The sequence below is a fragment of the Flavobacterium sp. MFBS3-15 genome (assembly GCF_026107645.2).
Lineage (GTDB): Bacteria > Bacteroidota > Bacteroidia > Flavobacteriales > Flavobacteriaceae > Flavobacterium.
The window spans coordinates 84,693-100,584 of sequence record NZ_JAPCHV010000001.1 but is presented as its reverse complement, the minus strand read 5'-3'; the positions used below and the strand labels follow the sequence as shown (position 1 = coordinate 100,584).

General features: G+C 47.2%; 19 protein-coding genes. 11 read left to right on the top strand and 8 right to left on the bottom strand.

All coding sequences use genetic code 11. The annotated features are described in order from the left end of the window. Positions 1-108: 108 nt before the first annotated feature. On the top strand, positions 109-1,752 hold the full coding sequence (locus tag OGH69_RS00485) for a S41 family peptidase (protein WP_265172466.1): 1,644 nt from the start codon (positions 109-111) through the stop codon (positions 1,750-1,752). Positions 1,753-1,800: 48 nt separating this feature from the next. Here the strand turns inward: OGH69_RS00485 and OGH69_RS00480 are convergent, their stop codons facing one another. From OGH69_RS00480 to OGH69_RS00455, 6 genes are all read right to left on the bottom strand, one after another. Then, the gene (locus OGH69_RS00480) at positions 1,801-2,184 is read right to left on the bottom strand and encodes a cytochrome c oxidase assembly factor Coa1 family protein (RefSeq protein WP_265172465.1); all 384 of its coding nucleotides are present in this window, start codon (positions 2,182-2,184) and stop codon (positions 1,801-1,803) included. Between the two features lie 38 nt (positions 2,185-2,222). Continuing rightward, positions 2,223-2,906 (bottom strand): SIMPL domain-containing protein, encoded by a 684-nt coding sequence (locus OGH69_RS00475; RefSeq protein ID WP_265172464.1) that lies wholly within the window; start codon positions 2,904-2,906, stop codon positions 2,223-2,225. Between the two features lie 91 nt (positions 2,907-2,997). After that, positions 2,998-4,308, bottom strand: a complete 1,311-nt coding sequence (gene murA / locus OGH69_RS00470) for a UDP-N-acetylglucosamine 1-carboxyvinyltransferase (RefSeq protein WP_265172463.1) — start codon at positions 4,306-4,308, stop codon at positions 2,998-3,000. A 15-nt stretch (positions 4,309-4,323) separates the two neighbouring features. After that, on the bottom strand, positions 4,324-5,022 hold the full coding sequence (locus OGH69_RS00465; protein ID WP_265172462.1) for a DUF4290 domain-containing protein: 699 nt from the start codon (positions 5,020-5,022) through the stop codon (positions 4,324-4,326). A gap of 9 nt (positions 5,023-5,031) precedes the next feature. Beyond that, positions 5,032-5,316, bottom strand: coding sequence for a DUF493 domain-containing protein (locus OGH69_RS00460; RefSeq protein WP_265172461.1), 285 nt, complete (start codon positions 5,314-5,316; stop codon positions 5,032-5,034). Positions 5,317-5,524: 208 nt separating this feature from the next. Beyond that, positions 5,525-5,830 carry a hypothetical protein gene (locus OGH69_RS00455; RefSeq protein WP_265172460.1) on the bottom strand — a complete coding sequence of 102 codons (306 nt, stop codon included), beginning with the start codon at positions 5,828-5,830 and terminating at the stop codon, positions 5,525-5,527. A gap of 93 nt (positions 5,831-5,923) precedes the next feature. On the opposite strand from OGH69_RS00455, the gene OGH69_RS00450 reads away from it, so the two are divergent. From OGH69_RS00450 to OGH69_RS00430, 5 genes are all read left to right on the top strand, one after another. Continuing rightward, a complete protein-coding gene (locus tag OGH69_RS00450) occupies positions 5,924-6,541 on the top strand; it encodes an alpha-ketoglutarate-dependent dioxygenase AlkB family protein (protein WP_265172459.1) in 618 nt (205 codons plus the stop codon). A 126-nt stretch (positions 6,542-6,667) separates the two neighbouring features. Further along, complete coding sequence (locus OGH69_RS00445; protein WP_265172458.1) at positions 6,668-6,967, top strand: hypothetical protein; 300 nt, start codon at positions 6,668-6,670, stop codon at positions 6,965-6,967. Positions 6,968-7,148: 181 nt separating this feature from the next. Beyond that, complete coding sequence (locus OGH69_RS00440) at positions 7,149-8,081, top strand: 1-phosphofructokinase family hexose kinase (protein WP_265172457.1); 933 nt, start codon at positions 7,149-7,151, stop codon at positions 8,079-8,081. Positions 8,082-8,192: 111 nt separating this feature from the next. Beyond that, on the top strand, positions 8,193-8,477 hold the full coding sequence (locus OGH69_RS00435; RefSeq protein WP_265172456.1) for a hypothetical protein: 285 nt from the start codon (positions 8,193-8,195) through the stop codon (positions 8,475-8,477). Positions 8,478-8,691: 214 nt separating this feature from the next. Next, a complete protein-coding gene (locus OGH69_RS00430) occupies positions 8,692-8,916 on the top strand; it encodes a hypothetical protein (RefSeq protein WP_265172455.1) in 225 nt (74 codons plus the stop codon). Positions 8,917-9,153: 237 nt separating this feature from the next. On the opposite strand, the gene OGH69_RS00425 is transcribed toward OGH69_RS00430, so the two are convergent. Beyond that, positions 9,154-9,651 carry a hypothetical protein gene (locus tag OGH69_RS00425; RefSeq protein WP_265172454.1) on the bottom strand — a complete coding sequence of 166 codons (498 nt, stop codon included), beginning with the start codon at positions 9,649-9,651 and terminating at the stop codon, positions 9,154-9,156. Between the two features lie 308 nt (positions 9,652-9,959). Here OGH69_RS00425 and OGH69_RS00420 point away from each other — a divergent pair, with 308 nt between their 5' ends. The 5 genes from OGH69_RS00420 (at position 9,960) to OGH69_RS00400 (ending at position 14,749) form a co-directional block, all read left to right on the top strand. Beyond that, entirely contained in the window at positions 9,960-10,748 is a 789-nt protein-coding gene (locus OGH69_RS00420) for an SRPBCC family protein (RefSeq protein ID WP_265172453.1), read from the top strand. 152 nt (positions 10,749-10,900) lie between these two features. Beyond that, the gene (locus OGH69_RS00415) at positions 10,901-11,440 is read left to right on the top strand and encodes an AAA family ATPase (protein WP_265172452.1); all 540 of its coding nucleotides are present in this window, start codon (positions 10,901-10,903) and stop codon (positions 11,438-11,440) included. Between the two features lie 2 nt (positions 11,441-11,442). Next, entirely contained in the window at positions 11,443-13,335 is a 1,893-nt protein-coding gene (locus tag OGH69_RS00410) for a RecQ family ATP-dependent DNA helicase (RefSeq protein ID WP_265172451.1), read from the top strand. After that, on the top strand, positions 13,336-14,283 hold the full coding sequence (fmt, locus tag OGH69_RS00405; RefSeq protein WP_265172450.1) for a methionyl-tRNA formyltransferase: 948 nt from the start codon (positions 13,336-13,338) through the stop codon (positions 14,281-14,283). It abuts the gene before it with no gap. A gap of 187 nt (positions 14,284-14,470) precedes the next feature. Next, on the top strand, positions 14,471-14,749 hold the full coding sequence (locus OGH69_RS00400; protein ID WP_265172737.1) for an HU family DNA-binding protein: 279 nt from the start codon (positions 14,471-14,473) through the stop codon (positions 14,747-14,749). Between the two features lie 94 nt (positions 14,750-14,843). Here the strand turns inward: OGH69_RS00400 and OGH69_RS00395 are convergent, their stop codons facing one another. Continuing rightward, positions 14,844-15,878: an endonuclease/exonuclease/phosphatase family protein gene (locus tag OGH69_RS00395; RefSeq protein ID WP_265172449.1), complete on the bottom strand. Its 1,035-nt coding sequence runs from the start codon at positions 15,876-15,878 to the stop codon at positions 14,844-14,846. Between the last annotated feature and the right edge of the window lie 14 nt (positions 15,879-15,892).

Below are 15,892 nucleotides of genomic sequence, written 5' to 3'. Positions count from 1 at the left end.
ATGAAGCTACGCTTCACACTCTGTGCGCTATATCAAACTTTTCTAAGGAAAACAGGCCTATGTACCTATGTGGTTAACCAAACAAGTACCAACTAAAAAACCTGAATAATGAAAAAACTGATTTTAGTACTGGCCGCCTTCATCATGCAGTCGGCAGTGGCATCAACGCCCGTGACAGAAATCAAAAAACTGGAGGCTACCGCCCGCATTTGGGGCTTCCTGAAGTACTACCACCCGCAGGTGGCCCGTGGCAAATTCAACTGGGACCAAAAACTCATTGACCTGCTGCCGGAAGTGGAAAAAGCCACGACCAAAGAAGAGCTAAACGCATTATACATCAAGTGGATCGACGGCCTGGGCGAAGTGCCTGTATGCAAAAAATGCGGCAAAAAACAGAAAGAGGAGTCATTTGAAAAGAACTTCAGCATGGCGTGGATGGAAGACGCTGCTGCCTTCACTCCCGAACTGACAAAAAAACTACAGTACATTGAGGCCAACAGGCATTTGGGCGAAAGCCATTATGCAGGGTTTGGCGGAGCCGATAATGTAACCATTCAAAATGAGCCGGAATATAAAGACTTTGAATATCCCAATGCCCACTACAGGCTGCTTGCCCTGTTCCGTTACTGGAACATTGTGGAATATTATTTTCCGTACAAATACCAAACCGACCAAAAATGGGACGATGTGCTGGTGGAAATGATCCCGAAATTCAGCAAAGCCAATGCACAGGAATATCACCTGGCAATGCTGGAACTGGTAGCCAGCATAGACGACAGCCACGGATTTTTTCATACCGACCTTACCAACCAGTATTTTGGGTATTATTGGGCGCCGGTGAAGTTCAGTATTATCGACGGTAAGGCAGTAGTGACAGGTTTTTATGATGAGGAAAAGGCTAAGAAAAACGACCTCCGCATTGGCGATGCCATCACCCATGTAGACGGCATGTCGGTTAACGACATACTTACCAAAAAAAGCCCTTACATCCCCGCATCCAATCCGGGAGGGAGGAAAAGGAATGCTTACTTCGCCATATTTAACGGCAGTACCGACAAGGCAGCCATTACTTTTGAAAGAGAGGGAAGCACCGCTACCAAAGAGATAACCCGATACCTCAAAAAGGAGTTTGCCGCTCCGAAAGAAGCCGCTCCGGAAAAATACAGGATCCTCGACGGCAATATCGGCTACATCAACATGGGCATCCTTGAAGTTGCCGACGTGCATGACATGTTTGAAAAGCTGGGCAAATGCAAGGCGCTGATCTTCGACATCCGCAATTACCCGAAGGGCACATTGTACGAAATAAGCCGTTACCTGATGAAGGATAAAAAGGTATTTGTACACTTTACAAGGCCCAATCCGGACTATCCCGGAAAATACCTTTGGCTAAAAACGTACAGTACAGGCCCGAGGAGCAAAAGCCCGTATGCCTATACCGGCAAAGTCATCGTGATGGTTAATGAGACCACCCAAAGCCATGCCGAATTCACCACCATGTCATTACAGGCCGGTGATAATGTGACCACGATAGGCAGCCAGACCGCAGGCGCGGACGGTAATGTGAGCACAATCTATTTTCCCGGTGGGTACATGACCTGGATGACGGGGCTTGGCGTGTTTTACCCCGATGGCACACAGACCCAGCGCGTGGGCGTAAAGATAGACCTTGAAGTTTTACCTACCATAGCCGGCATCAGGGCAGGTAAGGATGAAGTGCTGGATAAGGCGGTTGAGTTGGCGAATCAATAAAAGAAAACAACAAGGCCCGCAATCGCGGGCCTTCTATTTTATCACGGATTATTTATCCACCTTAAGTACTTCCCACTTCCCGTCGGGATGTTTTGTGAGTTCGAGGTATACGGGGATGTCCTTCTCCTTTCCGTCTACGGTTATATCGAAGGTAGCTTCGCCGTGGCCATTCGAAGTATGGATATGGAAGCTGTCCACGCTATATTCATTGATGCCGCCGGTTTCGGCTTTCAGTTCGGGGTCGTTGCCCAAATGCTCGATGGCGGCGCGATAGGCATCGGAATTTTTTACGAACGATGAGATCATGAAGAAAAACGTCACAGCCAGCGCTATGACGGCAACCACTACAATGATTACGATAGTATTGGTTTTGCGTTTCCTGCGTTTGTCGGCTTCTAAAATTTCCCGGTAAGAGCTTGTACTGTTGTCCATGGCTTTGATTTTTCCTAAATATACTAAAAATTTCGCAATTACTTTATGGCATACTTCACGTAGTAGGAGAATTTGATGGTGATGTTTTCAAAGCCAACCTCAGCGTCAGCATCTTTAAATTCTTCATAGGCAACATTTGATAAGGCCGCATTAGCACGATAAACATTTCCATTCTCTTCCTTTATAACCAAAGGTTTCCCGGGAGCTTCTCCAATCGCTTCAAGAAGATAGGTAGCCTTCTCTTTCGCCGCTTTAATTGCTTTGGTACGCACTTCTTTCCTAAGGGCATCCATTTGGGAGTGGTCAGTACTTTCAACATAAGCCTCCTTTATATCACTATTATACAGCGCTTCAAAGACGCCCTTGACTTCAGCTGCAGTTGAAACTTTTAGCCTGTACTCCTGGCGCTGGCTAACCCCCTTTTCTTTCTTTTTGTGGTACACAATGTTAGAACTTGCACCTCCGAGCGAGAGGTTTTTAAGGTCGATGTTCAATTCCTTCAGTGCCTTCTTCAGCCTTTCCTCCTGGGCAGCAATGGTATATTCGGATTTGTTTACCACTTTATCCTGTAAAGTGATCGAAATGTAAATGATGTCGGGAACTACTTCTTTCTCAGCTGTCCCGGTAACTTCTATAAAAGGTATTGGCTCAGCCGTTTCTGCTTTTTGGGCATTCGCCGAAAAACAAACAGCGAATACCAGTGCGGCAATAATTTTTTTCATGATGTATTGGTTTGGTTTATGATTTAAATGGCAACTAAATTAACGCAAAAAAGCCCGCAAAATTGCGGGCCTTCTCTATATCAAAATATCCTTAGTCGATCCTCTCGATCTTAGCCCCGATGGCCTTAAGCCTTTCGTCGATCCTTTCGTAGCCGCGGTCGATCTGGTCACCGTTCTGGATGGTGCTCACGCCCTTGGCCGAAAGCGCAGCGATAAGCATCGATATGCCCGCCCTGATATCCGGCGATGACATGGTGATGCCCTTAAGCTGCGACTTGAAGTCGAGGCCTATCACCACGGCCCTGTGCGGGTCGCACAGCATGATTTTCGCACCCATGTCGATAAGCCTGTCTACAAAGAAAAGGCGGCTCTCGAACATCTTCTGGTGGATGAGTACGCTGCCCCTCGCCTGGGTGGCAACCACAAGCACAATGCTCAAAAGGTCGGGTGTAAAGCCCGGCCACGGTGCATCGGCAATGGTAAGTATCGAACCGTCGATGTAGTTTTGTATCTCGTAACCATCAGTGTGCGCGGGAATGTAAATATCATCGCCCCTGCGCTCCAGCGTGATGCCCAGCTTCCTGAACGTTGAAGGTATTACCCCAAGATTGTCCCAGCTTACATCCTTAATGGTGATCTCGCTTTTGGTCATGGCGGCAAGGCCAATCCACGAACCGATCTCGATCATGTCCGGCAGTATGCGGTGCTCGCACCCGCCAAGGCTGTCTACACCCTCGATCTCGATAAGGTTAGAGCCTACGCCTGTAATTTTAGCTCCCATGCTGTTCAGCATTTTGCAAAGCTGCTGCAGGTAGGGTTCGCACGCGGCGTTATATATGGTGGTTTTGCCTTCGGCAAGCACGGCAGCCATCACAATGTTGGCCGTACCGGTAACCGATGCCTCATCAAGGAGCATATAGGTACCTTTGAGCCTGTCGGCCTCCACGCCATAAAAATGGTCTTCTTCGTTATAACGGAATTTAGCTCCCAGGTTGATGAACCCTTCAAAGTGCGTATCCAGCCTCCTGCGGCCTATCTTGTCGCCGCCCGGCTTTGGTATATAGCCTTTGCCGAAACGTGCGAGCAGCGGCCCCACGATCATGATCGATCCCCTTAGCGCTGCGCCTTCTTTCTTGAAGGCTTCACTCTCAAGGTAGGCAAGGTTTACCTCATCGGCCTGGAAAGAATAGGTGCCATGGGCCAGTTTTTCAACCTTTACGCCAAGGCTGCGCAAGAGGTTGATCAGCTTGTTTACATCGATGATGTCGGGTATGTTGCTGATCGTTACTTTTTCGGGTGTAAGCAATACGGTACACAGCACCTGGAGCGCTTCGTTCTTGGCTCCCTGTGGCGTGATCTCCCCTTTTAGCGGCGCGCCGCCTTCAATTTTAAATGTTCCCATGCAGCGGAATGGAATTTAGGATTTTCTGTTTTTGTTATTATTCAGGTTATTCTTGCCGTTGCCCGGCCTTTGCATTTTTTGTTTTGGGTTGCCAAACTGCGTTTTGTTGCTCAGCTTCTTGTTCACCTTCATCAGGTCGGTAACGTTCGACAATTCGTCGGCTCCCATCTGCAGGTTGATTTTCCCGCCCGAAAGCTCGTACAGGTGCTCGAATATCACCGAGTCTACCACGGTGTCCTTGTTCCAGCTCAGGTAGGATTTTTTCATGTGGTTGGCAATAACAATGATGAGCGCATCCTTCATTTCGCCATCCTCCCACTTATTGGCCACGTCGATCATGTACTTGATGTTGTTGCCGTAAAAGCGGTATTTAGGGAAATTCTGCGGATAGTCGAGCCTGTCAGGCTTTTGCTGCAGCATTTCGCGTGACGGTATCGGGTAAGGCGAATCTACCTCCAGCTTAAAGTCGGACATGATGAAAATCTGGTCCCAAAGCTTGTGCTGGAAGTCGGGCACATCGCGCAGGTGCGGATTGAGCGTACCCATTACCGATATGATATATTTTGCAGCCTTATTCCTCTCAGCCCTGTCCTCAAGGGCTACTGCCTGCTGTATGAGCTTTTGCAGGTGGCGGCCATATTCGGGTATGATGAGGTGCTCCCTTTCGGAATTGTATTCGAGGTTGCCAATGGCTTCGTCTGAATTGAATCGCATACTATGTTATTATAATGAAATGATGCCCTCAATCTCAGAGAGCGCTATGTATTTGTCGATTACCGACTGCGGCCCTTCCATCTTCACATTGATGGAAACACTGGTATACTTGCCGGTTTTTGACTGGGTAGTCTCTATGACCGCACCCATGTTGTTAAAGGCGTCTTCCACCTGCTGTACCTTGGCAGGGTCTGACTGCACTATGAATTTAAACAGGTATTCGGCAGGCCATTCGGCTGAGCCCGCAAGCTCTTCCTTCAGCCTGGCGTAAAATTCTTCACTTTTCTTATCCATTCGTCATAAAAATAAACGCAAATATACATCATACGCCGTTAACTTTCAGAAAAAACGGCAAGTCCGGATAATTTTACAAAAAGTTCAGAAAAAATTTACACCACCTACGCAACCTTTTCAATTTTGCGTAATCTATAGTATATAGGTTTAGGTTATAAATTGGTTATTTTTTGAAAACCGCCGCTCCTCCCCGGTGCAGGCGGTTTTTTTATGCCTTTATTGCCATATAGGCCATAATGCCTAAAGCTGCCGCTGCTAATGCAATAAAGGAAACCCTCACCGCCTTGTTAATGACGTCTTTACTGCGAAACATCCGCATGACAACATATAATGCCGAACCCATCACCAGGTTCATCAGTATCCAAACGGGGAACATTCCGGTGAGTTCGGAATTGCGGGGCTCAACCGTATTGCTTATGGCCATCGCCAGCAATGCGGCAAATATAAAAGCCCATATAAAATACAGTCCTACAAGGATGTGGAACACGGTATGCTTTACGTCAAATCGTTTCATTTTAGTGCTTATATTACTTTAAAGGCTTGTTGTTAAATAACAGGCAACTCATTGGGGTTATTGTATCTTTACTGCAAAAAGAATACCGCTTTGATGGACCTGTTCACTTCCGACCCCAACATCCTCCCCTATGATGGCGAAGTCCTGTACCACGGCCCTATCCTTCCACAGGAGGAGGCCCGCATGTACTATGACACCTTGCTCAGCACCATTCCCTGGCAGCATGACGAGGCCGTAATATACGGAAAAAGGATCGTAACCAAACGCAAGGTGGCATGGTATGGCGATGAAAAGTATGCCTACACCTACTCCAACACCACCAAGCATGCCCTGCCGTGGACAAAGGAGCTTTTGGAACTGAAAGCCATAGCCGAAAAAATGACCGGTATAATATTCAATTCCTGCCTAATGAACTTATACCATGACGGAAACGAAGGAATGGCATGGCACAGCGACGACGAAAAAGCCCTCGGAAAAGACACCGTAATTGCCTCGATAAGCCTGGGTGCCGAACGGAAATTTATGTTCAAACATAAAAAAACCGGCGAAAAAAGGGAGATAATTTTACAAAACGGAAGCCTTCTGGTAATGAAAGGAGCTACCCAGACCAACTGGCTGCACCGCCTGCCGCCATCAGTAAAAATAAAGCATCCGCGCATCAACCTTACCTTCCGCACGATAGTGCCCGGGCCGGCTAAAACAATACCGTGATTTTTTTTCTTAAAAATTTGTTAACGGTAAATTTATTTCTCTATATTTATCGTGTTAATTCTTTGCCCCACAAAGTATTGATCGCATTCCCCTAAAATTATCTATTAATTAATTACTATTGCAAAAATGAAGCTAAAAGACCTCAAAAATTGGCTCGACTCCCTTTCCGACCGGGAACTGGAGAAAGAACTGCTATACAATTCCATGGATTATGGGATAACGGGCAAAATCACCGAAATAAACCGTAATGACGATAACCTGTACTATATTGGCGATGAGCCTTTATTACTCCACACCCGCAAGGAACTGAAGCAGCTTGGCTTTACCGATAAGCAGATATCTGACTTTGATGTAGAGATTCCCAAGGGCTGCTACTATGTGGAGCTTAGCAACGAATATAGCATCCTGGAGCGCTTCGTAAGCTAAATTCCATTAAAAATTATATTCAATTTTAACTACATAGGAGCAGGCGTTTTATCAGATTAGTAGCCGGCCTGCGCCTATGTGGCTAAAATTCATAAAGGCACACATGCCATTTAACACACCGTTAGTGCCGGCGCGCCCATATAATTGTTATATTAGCCTGTAACGAACATACCCGATTAACATGGCCAAAAGCGTGCTTACCATTACCCTGAACCCCACCGTAGATAAAAGCTGTGAGGCAGACGGCATAAAACCCGAAAAGAAAATACGCTGTTCGCAGCCTAAATATGAACCCGGAGGAGGAGGCATCAATGTGTCGCGCGGCCTGCAAAGGCTCGGCGTTAGGTCTGTAGCCTTGTTCACTTCAGGCGGCCGCACGGGCGAAATGCTGGAAAAGCTATTGCAGAAAGAAAATATCGACTGCAAGGCTGTACCTGTTACCGCGGAGACCCGTGAAAACTTCATTGTGGTCGATACCGCCAGCAACGACCAGTTCCGGTTCGGGATGCCCGGCGAGGACATCACAAAGGAAGAAGCTGAAGCCATCCATTCCGAAATACTCGGCATCAGCCCACTGCCCGAAATAGCTGTAATCAGCGGAAGCCTGCCACCGGGTATTGCGCCATCATTTTTAAAAAGGCTGGTAAAAGAGCTAAAAGCTAAAAGCATAAAGGTCGTAGCCGATACTTCGGGGGAGGCACTGGCAGCAATACTGGAAGAAGGCGTATACCTGCTCAAGCCCAATCTGGGCGAGCTAAGCAAGCTGACCGGCCGGGAAGAGCTGGATAATGAGAGCGCTGATGAGGCCGCCAAACAGCTGATTGACGAAGGTAAGGCCGAGATTGTTGTGGTCTCTATGGGGCCTCAGGGGGCCTACCTCGTAACCAAAGACGAAACATTGCACGTACCTGCACCATCGGTAAAAAAGTTAAGCACCGTGGGCGCGGGCGACAGCATGGTGGCGGGCATGGTATCCGTACTGGCCAATGGCGGAACGCACAGCGAAATGGCCCGGATGGGCGTAGCCTGCGGTTCGGCAGCTACAATGAGCAAGGGTACGGGATTATTCACAAAAGAGAATGCAGAAAAGCTGTATAAGTGGCTTTCGAAATGATATTTTTTATTGATTATTTTCTATTGGGACTTACCCGTATGAAAATCGATAATGATAATTTCGTACAAACCGGCCAATGGACAATAAAAAATAGAACATAAAAAATCAAAAATGGATTACCAATATGCCAAAGACGCCTTTGATGAACTGAAGAACTTTGAGGGCAAAGCCGATTTTAAGGGTACGGATACCGTGATCGATTATTTTGTGCTGCTGCCAAAGAGCGCACTGGACGGTTTTGACATCAGGGACTTCCTCGCTACGCACCAGTCAACAGGCAGCTTTGAGATTGAGGGCGGGCATGAGGACGAAAAATATACCCTTATTGGCATCAGCACCGCAAGGAAGGAATATTCCAACGACGTGGATTATTTCCTGAAGCTGTTGGTGTGGTAAAGGGTTGATTTGGTTATTTGGTTATTCGGTTATTCAGTTATTCAGTTATTTGAAATTAGAATTGTCATTTAAAATTTGGAATTTCCACAATGCTATATCGTAATAGCTTCCGAAAATTCTTAAAAATTTTAATCTTTTATTAGGAATGCCTTACCATAATTTTAAAGGTTTATGAGCCATCTTTGTATTCTCAGAACCAACAAAATTTATCTCCATGAAAAAGAACATTGACTTAGCCACGATCAAAAATTTTATCCTTGCCAATGCCCTTAACGATAATGTGATGCTGATGCTGCACCCGTCCAACTTTGATAAGCTGATCAGGACCGGTACCCAAAAAGTGAAATCACTCTGCATTTCCGGCATCAACGTAATTCCGGACGAGAACGACGAAATAAGCGAGGGCGAGATTGATGTCCTTGAAGTAAGGTTCAACTAAATACATACGCCACAAGTGCGAGACAACATAGGGTTGATTGATTTTTCACAAGGCCATTCTCCGGAATGGCTTTTTTATTTGGAATAGCCTAAGGTAAAAATTGCGGGAGTATGTTGGCAGCGAACCCGACACTCATGGTTACCTGTGGCCGTGGGGAAGAATGAATTCCACCGGACTGCCTGTCCATAAAAAAACCCGGTAGTAACCGGGAATTCTCTGGATATAATATTTTGTTGCTTAGTTCGCTGTAAGTTCGCCGGAACTGGTAATAGCCGCTCCCGCAAATATGCCGGTAAGGAAATTGTCCAAATGCTGAAGATTGCCCTGGGTTATTGGCGTAGGCCTTATTTTCCTTTCATCCATAAAATATTTCTCCCAACTGCTGGCTACGGTCCTCATTTGCATAGGGCCCATCTTTTCAAGAAATTTAAAATCTTTTACCTTTACGATATATTGGCCATTCTCCATTACAATCACATAATCAAACTTGCAATTGTTCTGCATGAGGCCGCTGCCCCCTTCGCCCGTTATAGCCATTTCTTTTGCGCCGCCTTGTACAAGGTTGTCCATATAGGCATCAACAGTAAGTTCCGGATGCGATTCGATCATCGCCACCACATTCACATTATTAACAGGAAACGCTTTTTCCCAAACAATATTTCCGTCTTCTGCCCTGAAATTGTGCTGAGCCATCAGGGGGAGGGAAAATAACAGTGTAAAGAGTAAATTTTTCATAGCTCATTATTTTTTTGGTTTCACATTCATTATAAGGACGTTGCCTTCATTCTTCCTGAATTCCATATCAAAATTACCCACATAAAACGTGACAGGAAAACATATTGGGACATTTACAATTTATTTGTGACCAAACCTTAATGCATCGTTAAGAAACTATGCCTGCATACTATTTTTTAACAGGAAAATTAGGTTAATGTATTTATCAGAATATTAGGAATACTTTATAATATAATTACAAGGCCCATAGCAGTTTAATGGGTAATTTTAGTATGAAGGAAATTCAATAACTAAAAAATTTAATAGCCATGGGACTTACTCAAAATCCATCAAAACAAAATTTCTCGAAATACGATCCTTCGGGTACCGACCCGAACCGCTATGCTTCGGTTTCTAACCCGAATGAAGCCGACCCGTACCTGCACAAACACAAAAAAAGCATCGTTCCCGGACTGAGGGTAAACGTAGGCAAAACAGAGCGCATCCTTATGGTAGCGGCCGGTTCATACCTGTTGTACCGCGCACTGACCAAAAAAAATGACAAAAAAATTATGGAGGGTGTTGCAGCAGGTACCATGCTTTTCAGGGGCATAAGCGGCTATTGCCCTGCATATGACGTAATCGAAAGGACCGGGAAGCTAAAGGGAGGAAACGTGTCGATCACCACATCATTGACCGTTGATAAGCCTGTGGAAGAAGTATACAACGCGTGGAGGGAGCTGCAAAACCTTCCGCTGTTCATGAGCCATTTGCACAGCGTTGCGGTTATTGACGAACATAAATCGCAATGGAAGGCCAGTATTCCCGGTGGTCTGGGTACCATCGGATGGACCGCAGAAATCCTTATGGACGAACCGGGGAAACTGCTAAGCTGGCACTCGATGCCCGGCTCTGCCGTAGATAATGCCGGTAAGGTAAGGTTTGCGGAAAACGGTAATTCAACCGACCTTGAAGTGACCATCTCCTACCGTGCACCGCTGGGCAAAGCAGGGGAGCTTGCCGCCAGCCTGCTGACCCCTGTATTTGAAAAAATGATTCATAGCGACATCGCGAACTTTAAAAAATATATTGAAGTGGGTACCGCACCCGCACACTAAGGTTTTTCGATTTGTTTAGCTGAAGCTGCCCGTAACAGGGCAGCTTTTTTGTTTTACCCTGGAGCGGATTTGTGTTAATTAGCGCAATTCGTGGCGAAACATTTTTATTAATCATTTGTGTTTGATTAAATTTGCCGCTTATTTCAAAAAAAGTGGGCAAGGAAATAGTTGTCATCATAGGCGGTCCCGGTTCTGGGAAAACCACCCTTATCGAAAAACTCACCGAAAAAGGATACACCTGTTATCCGGAGATTTCGCGTGAGGTAACCCTCGAGGCGCGCCGGAACGGCATCGAGCAGCTTTTCCTGGAGAAGCCGCTGCTGTTTAGCGAGCTGCTGCTGGAAGGCCGCAAGAAACAGTACCACAACGCCCTTGCCGAGGAAACCGACATCATTTTCATTGACCGCGGCCTGCCGGATGTACTTGCGTACATGCACTACATAGGCGATTCCTACCCTGCCTTTTTTGACGAAGCCTGCCGCGACCACAAATACACGCGCATTTTCTTTTTGCCGCCCTGGGAAGAAATATATACTGCCGACGATGCCCGCTATGAGAACTATGAGCAGGCGAAACTGATTGCAGTCCATTTGCAGGAAACCTATAAAAATTACGGCTACGAGCTGATTGAAGTCCCGAAAGACACCCCCGATAACAGAATTCTTTTTATCTTGGGGCAACTTTCAGAATAACTATGCAGGACGCACTGGGGATCCTTAAAAAATACTGGCAGCACGACACCTTCAGGGAACCGCAGGAAAAAATCATCCAATCGGTTCTTGACGGCAGGGATACCTTTGCGCTCATGCCTACGGGCGGGGGCAAGTCGGTTTGCTTCCAGGTGCCTGCCCTGATGAAGGAAGGGTTGTGCCTTGTCATTTCCCCGCTTATCGCATTGATGAAAGACCAGGTGCAGAACCTTGCGCGCCGCGACATAAAGGCCATAGCCCTTACCGGCGGAATCCATAGCGATGAGCTGAGCGACCTGCTGGACAACTGCAAGTTCGGCAACTACAGGTTCCTGTACCTTTCGCCGGAAAGGCTGCAATCGGAATGGGTGGTGGAACGGCTGAAAGACCTGCCGATAAACCTGGTGGCGGTAGACGAAGCCCACTGCGTATCGCAATGGGGCCACGACTTTCGCCCGGCGTACCTGAAGATTTCGGCATTAAAGAAGCAGCTGCCCCACGTGCCCTTCATGGCCCTGACAGCCTCAGCTACACAAAGGGTGCAGGAGGACATCATAAAGCAGCTGGACCTTAAGGCTCCCGCCGTCTTTAAAAAGTCATTTGCACGCGAAAATATCGCCTATATGGTTTTTGAGGTGGAGGATAAGCTGCACCGCATACAGCAGATACTTGCAAAGAACCCGGAACCTTCCATAATATATGTGCGCAACCGCAAGGCCTGCCACGATGTGTCCCAGCAGCTGCAGTCGTTGGGCTTTACCGCAACGCTATACCACGGCGGCCTGAAGGAAGCCGAAAAAGAAAAGAACATGCAACTGTGGCTAAAGGAGCGTGTACAGGTCATGGTAGCCACCAATGCCTTCGGGATGGGTATCGACAAGCCGAACGTGCGCACCGTTATCCACATACAGCTCCCCGAAAACCTGGAGAGCTACTACCAGGAAGCGGGACGTGCAGGCCGCGACGGGAAGAAGTCGTATGCCGTGCTGCTCGTGAGCCCGTCGGATATACGCTCAGCGCAAAGCCAGTTCATAGGGGTGCTGCCCGACAGGGCTTTCCTGAAGGAAATATACCACCGCCTCAACAGCTTTCTGCAGATCGCTTATGGCGAAGGCATAGACGAGACGTATCCCTTTAATTTCACGGAATTCTGCAAAAAGTATAATTTCCCGGTGGCGAAGGCCTTCAACGCGTTGCAGTTTCTCGACAACCAGGGCATCCTGACGCTGTCGAAGGAGTTTTCGGAAAAGGTAAGCCTTCAGTTCATCATCCCGAGCAAGGAGGTGATGCGCTACATCAGCCTGAACCCTGCCGACGAGGAGGCGATACTGGCCATATTGCGGAATTATTCCGGTATCTTTGAGATGGAAACTGCCATCAATACCGGCCTTGTTACCAAGAAAGCAAAAATCAGCGAAGAGGAACTGATGAAGCTGCTGCAAAAGCTGCAGCAAAAGGATGTCATTACGCTGAAGAGCTCGGGCAACGACAGCAGCATTACCTTTAATGAAATGCGGGAAGACGACCTGACGATTAACCGGGTAGTAAAATTCCTGGAAAGGCAGAATGAGATAAAAGTACAGCAATTTGCATCGGTCATCCGTTACATTACCGACACTGTTACCTGCAAAAGCCGCCTTATACTGGACTATTTTGATGAAAAGGACACTGTGGACTGCGTTATATGCTCTTACTGCATCACAAAGGCCCGCAAGCCTCAAAGCCCGGTCGATTCGGCAAATGCTATACTGGCAATGCTAAAAGAACAGCCGATGGGCTCCCGCGACATTGAGGCCCGTTTGCAGCTTACGCCTGAGGAAACCGTGTTTGCCCTGAAGCTGCTGTTGGACAGCAACCGCATAATAATGAATACAAACAATCAATACACACTGAAATAAATGGAACGCTTACGAATTGTTTTCATGGGAACGCCCGAATTTGCCGTGGGCATACTCGATACCATATACCAGCACAACTACGACATAGCCGGGGTGATCACCGCACCCGATAAGCCCGCAGGCCGCGGCCAGAAGGTGAAATATTCGGCGGTAAAGGAATATGCTTTGGAGAAACGCCTCACAATTTTGCAGCCCACCAACCTGAAGGATGAAGCCTTCCTCGCCGAACTGAAAAGCCTTAATGCCAACCTGCAGGTGGTAGTGGCCTTCCGTATGCTGCCCGAGGCGGTATGGAAAATGCCAAAGCTCGGCACCTTTAACCTGCATGCCTCCCTCCTGCCGCAATACAGGGGTGCGGCGCCTATCAACTGGGCGATCATCAACGGGGAGCAGCACACCGGGGTGACGACATTCTTTATCGATGAAAAGATAGATACCGGCGCCATGATCCTGAAGCAGGAAATTGGCATAGGACCGGACGAAAACGCCGGGGCGCTTCACGACCGCCTTATGGAGCTTGGCAAAGATGCCGTGATAAAAACCCTGACCCTTATTGAAAGCGGCAATGCCGAAACCACAGTGCAGCCGGTAACGGGCGACCTGAAAACGGCCTACAAGCTGAACCGCGACAATTCCAGGATCGACTGGACAAAGCCCGGCATCGAAATACACAACCTGGTACGCGGGCTGAGCCCCTACCCTGCCGCCTGGTGCATCTTTAAGGACGGCGAAAAGGAATGGGATGTAAAGGTATATGAAACGGAATTTGTGGAAGAAAGCCATGACAGGACAATCGGGGACATTTTTGCTGATAAGAGGGAAATAACGGTCGCTGTGAACGACGGTATCATAAAAATTAAAAGCCTCCAGTTTCCCGGGAAGAAAAGAATGACGGTACGGGAATTACTCAATGGGATGTCATTTTCAGCCGAAGCAGTGGCTTTATAGCCCGAAAACACTGATAGTTTAACAAAATTTTAATAAACCAAGCCTCATTGTGAACATTTTGATAAAAGTTATCAACAATTAATTTGAAATATGGCCAAAATACTTGCGTACTTTGGATTTCCTATTAAATTTGTATACAGGAATAGAATATATCATAATTTTAACCAAACAATTAATAGCAATTATTATGAACAAATCAGAATTAATCGACGCAATGGCTGCTGACGCAGGAATCTCTAAAGGTGCTGCTAAGAAAGCGCTTGAATCATTTGTATCTAACGTAAGCGGTACTCTTAACAAAGGCGGAAGGGTTTCACTAGTTGGTTTCGGGTCATGGTCAGTATCTAGCAGGGCTGCAAGGGAAGGACGTAACCCTCAGACTGGTAAAACTATCAGCATTGCTGCTAAGAACGTGGTAAAATTCAAGCCGGGAGCTGAGCTTGACGGACATGTAAATACAAAATAATAGTACCAGAACCTCTGGGTTTACTAACTTTTAAATCCCGACTGCAACCACAACTGCATCGGGATTTTTTGTTGATGGAAATGACGGCTATTGGCTATTCCTCCTCCTGCTGTACCGACAGCCTGGTCATGACAGGAAAGTGGTCGGAATTTATGAAAGTATCGAAAGTAGTGTATTGCTTTACCTCGATGGCCTTGTCGGCAAAGATATAATCAATACGCGCGGGATAGTATTTGTAGTTATATGACTTCCCGAAACCGCTGCCTGCTTCCTCAAAGGCATCGTTCATCTTACCTTTTACACTCCGGTAGACATACGAAAATGCACTGTTATTCAGGTCCCCGCAAATGATCATTTTATGCCTGCATTGCGCCTTGTGCTTTTCGAACAGCTCCGCCTGGTGCTGCTGCTTGGCAAAAGCCTCGCTCAGGCGCCTGAAAATGAGTTTAGAGCGCTGCTCATCGATCTTCTCGTGGATGTCGGGGCTTATCTTTATCGACTGCAGGTGCATGCTGTACACCCTCAGTGTGTCCTTCCCTTTTTTAATGTCGGCAAAAACCACATTATTGGCAGACTGTGGGAACTCAATGTAGCCGCTGTCGATTATGGGATAGCGCGACAGTATCGCCTGGCCCATCTGGCCGTCGCGGGTAAATACATATTTATGTCGGTACGCCGGGAAAGAGGCATTGCCTTTACGGGTATATTCCTGCAGGCACAGGATGTCCGGATCCTTCTCCTTTACGAAACCCATGATCTTAGCTGCAATGTCCCTTTGCGGCAGCCATTCGTACAGGTTGAAAATGCGCACATTATAGCTCATCAGCGTGAAGTCGCCCTCCTCTGCGGGAAGGTCGGTAGCCGAAAATTTGTAAAATTTACTTATGAAGGTTATCCCCAGCAGCAGTACCAGCCCTGAAAGGAGCATCTGCCGCTTGGTTTGCAGCAGCCAGTACAGGAAAAACAGGAAATTGAGCACCAGCATGAGCGGCAGCACAAGCGTGAATACTGACAGCAGCGGGAACAGCTTGGGCGCCATGAACGGCAGCAGGTATGCAACGAAAGTCAATACAGTGAGGACTATATTGAAAAAAAACATGACCTTATTGAACCATGAAAGCTTTTTCATCCGTTGGGGTTATA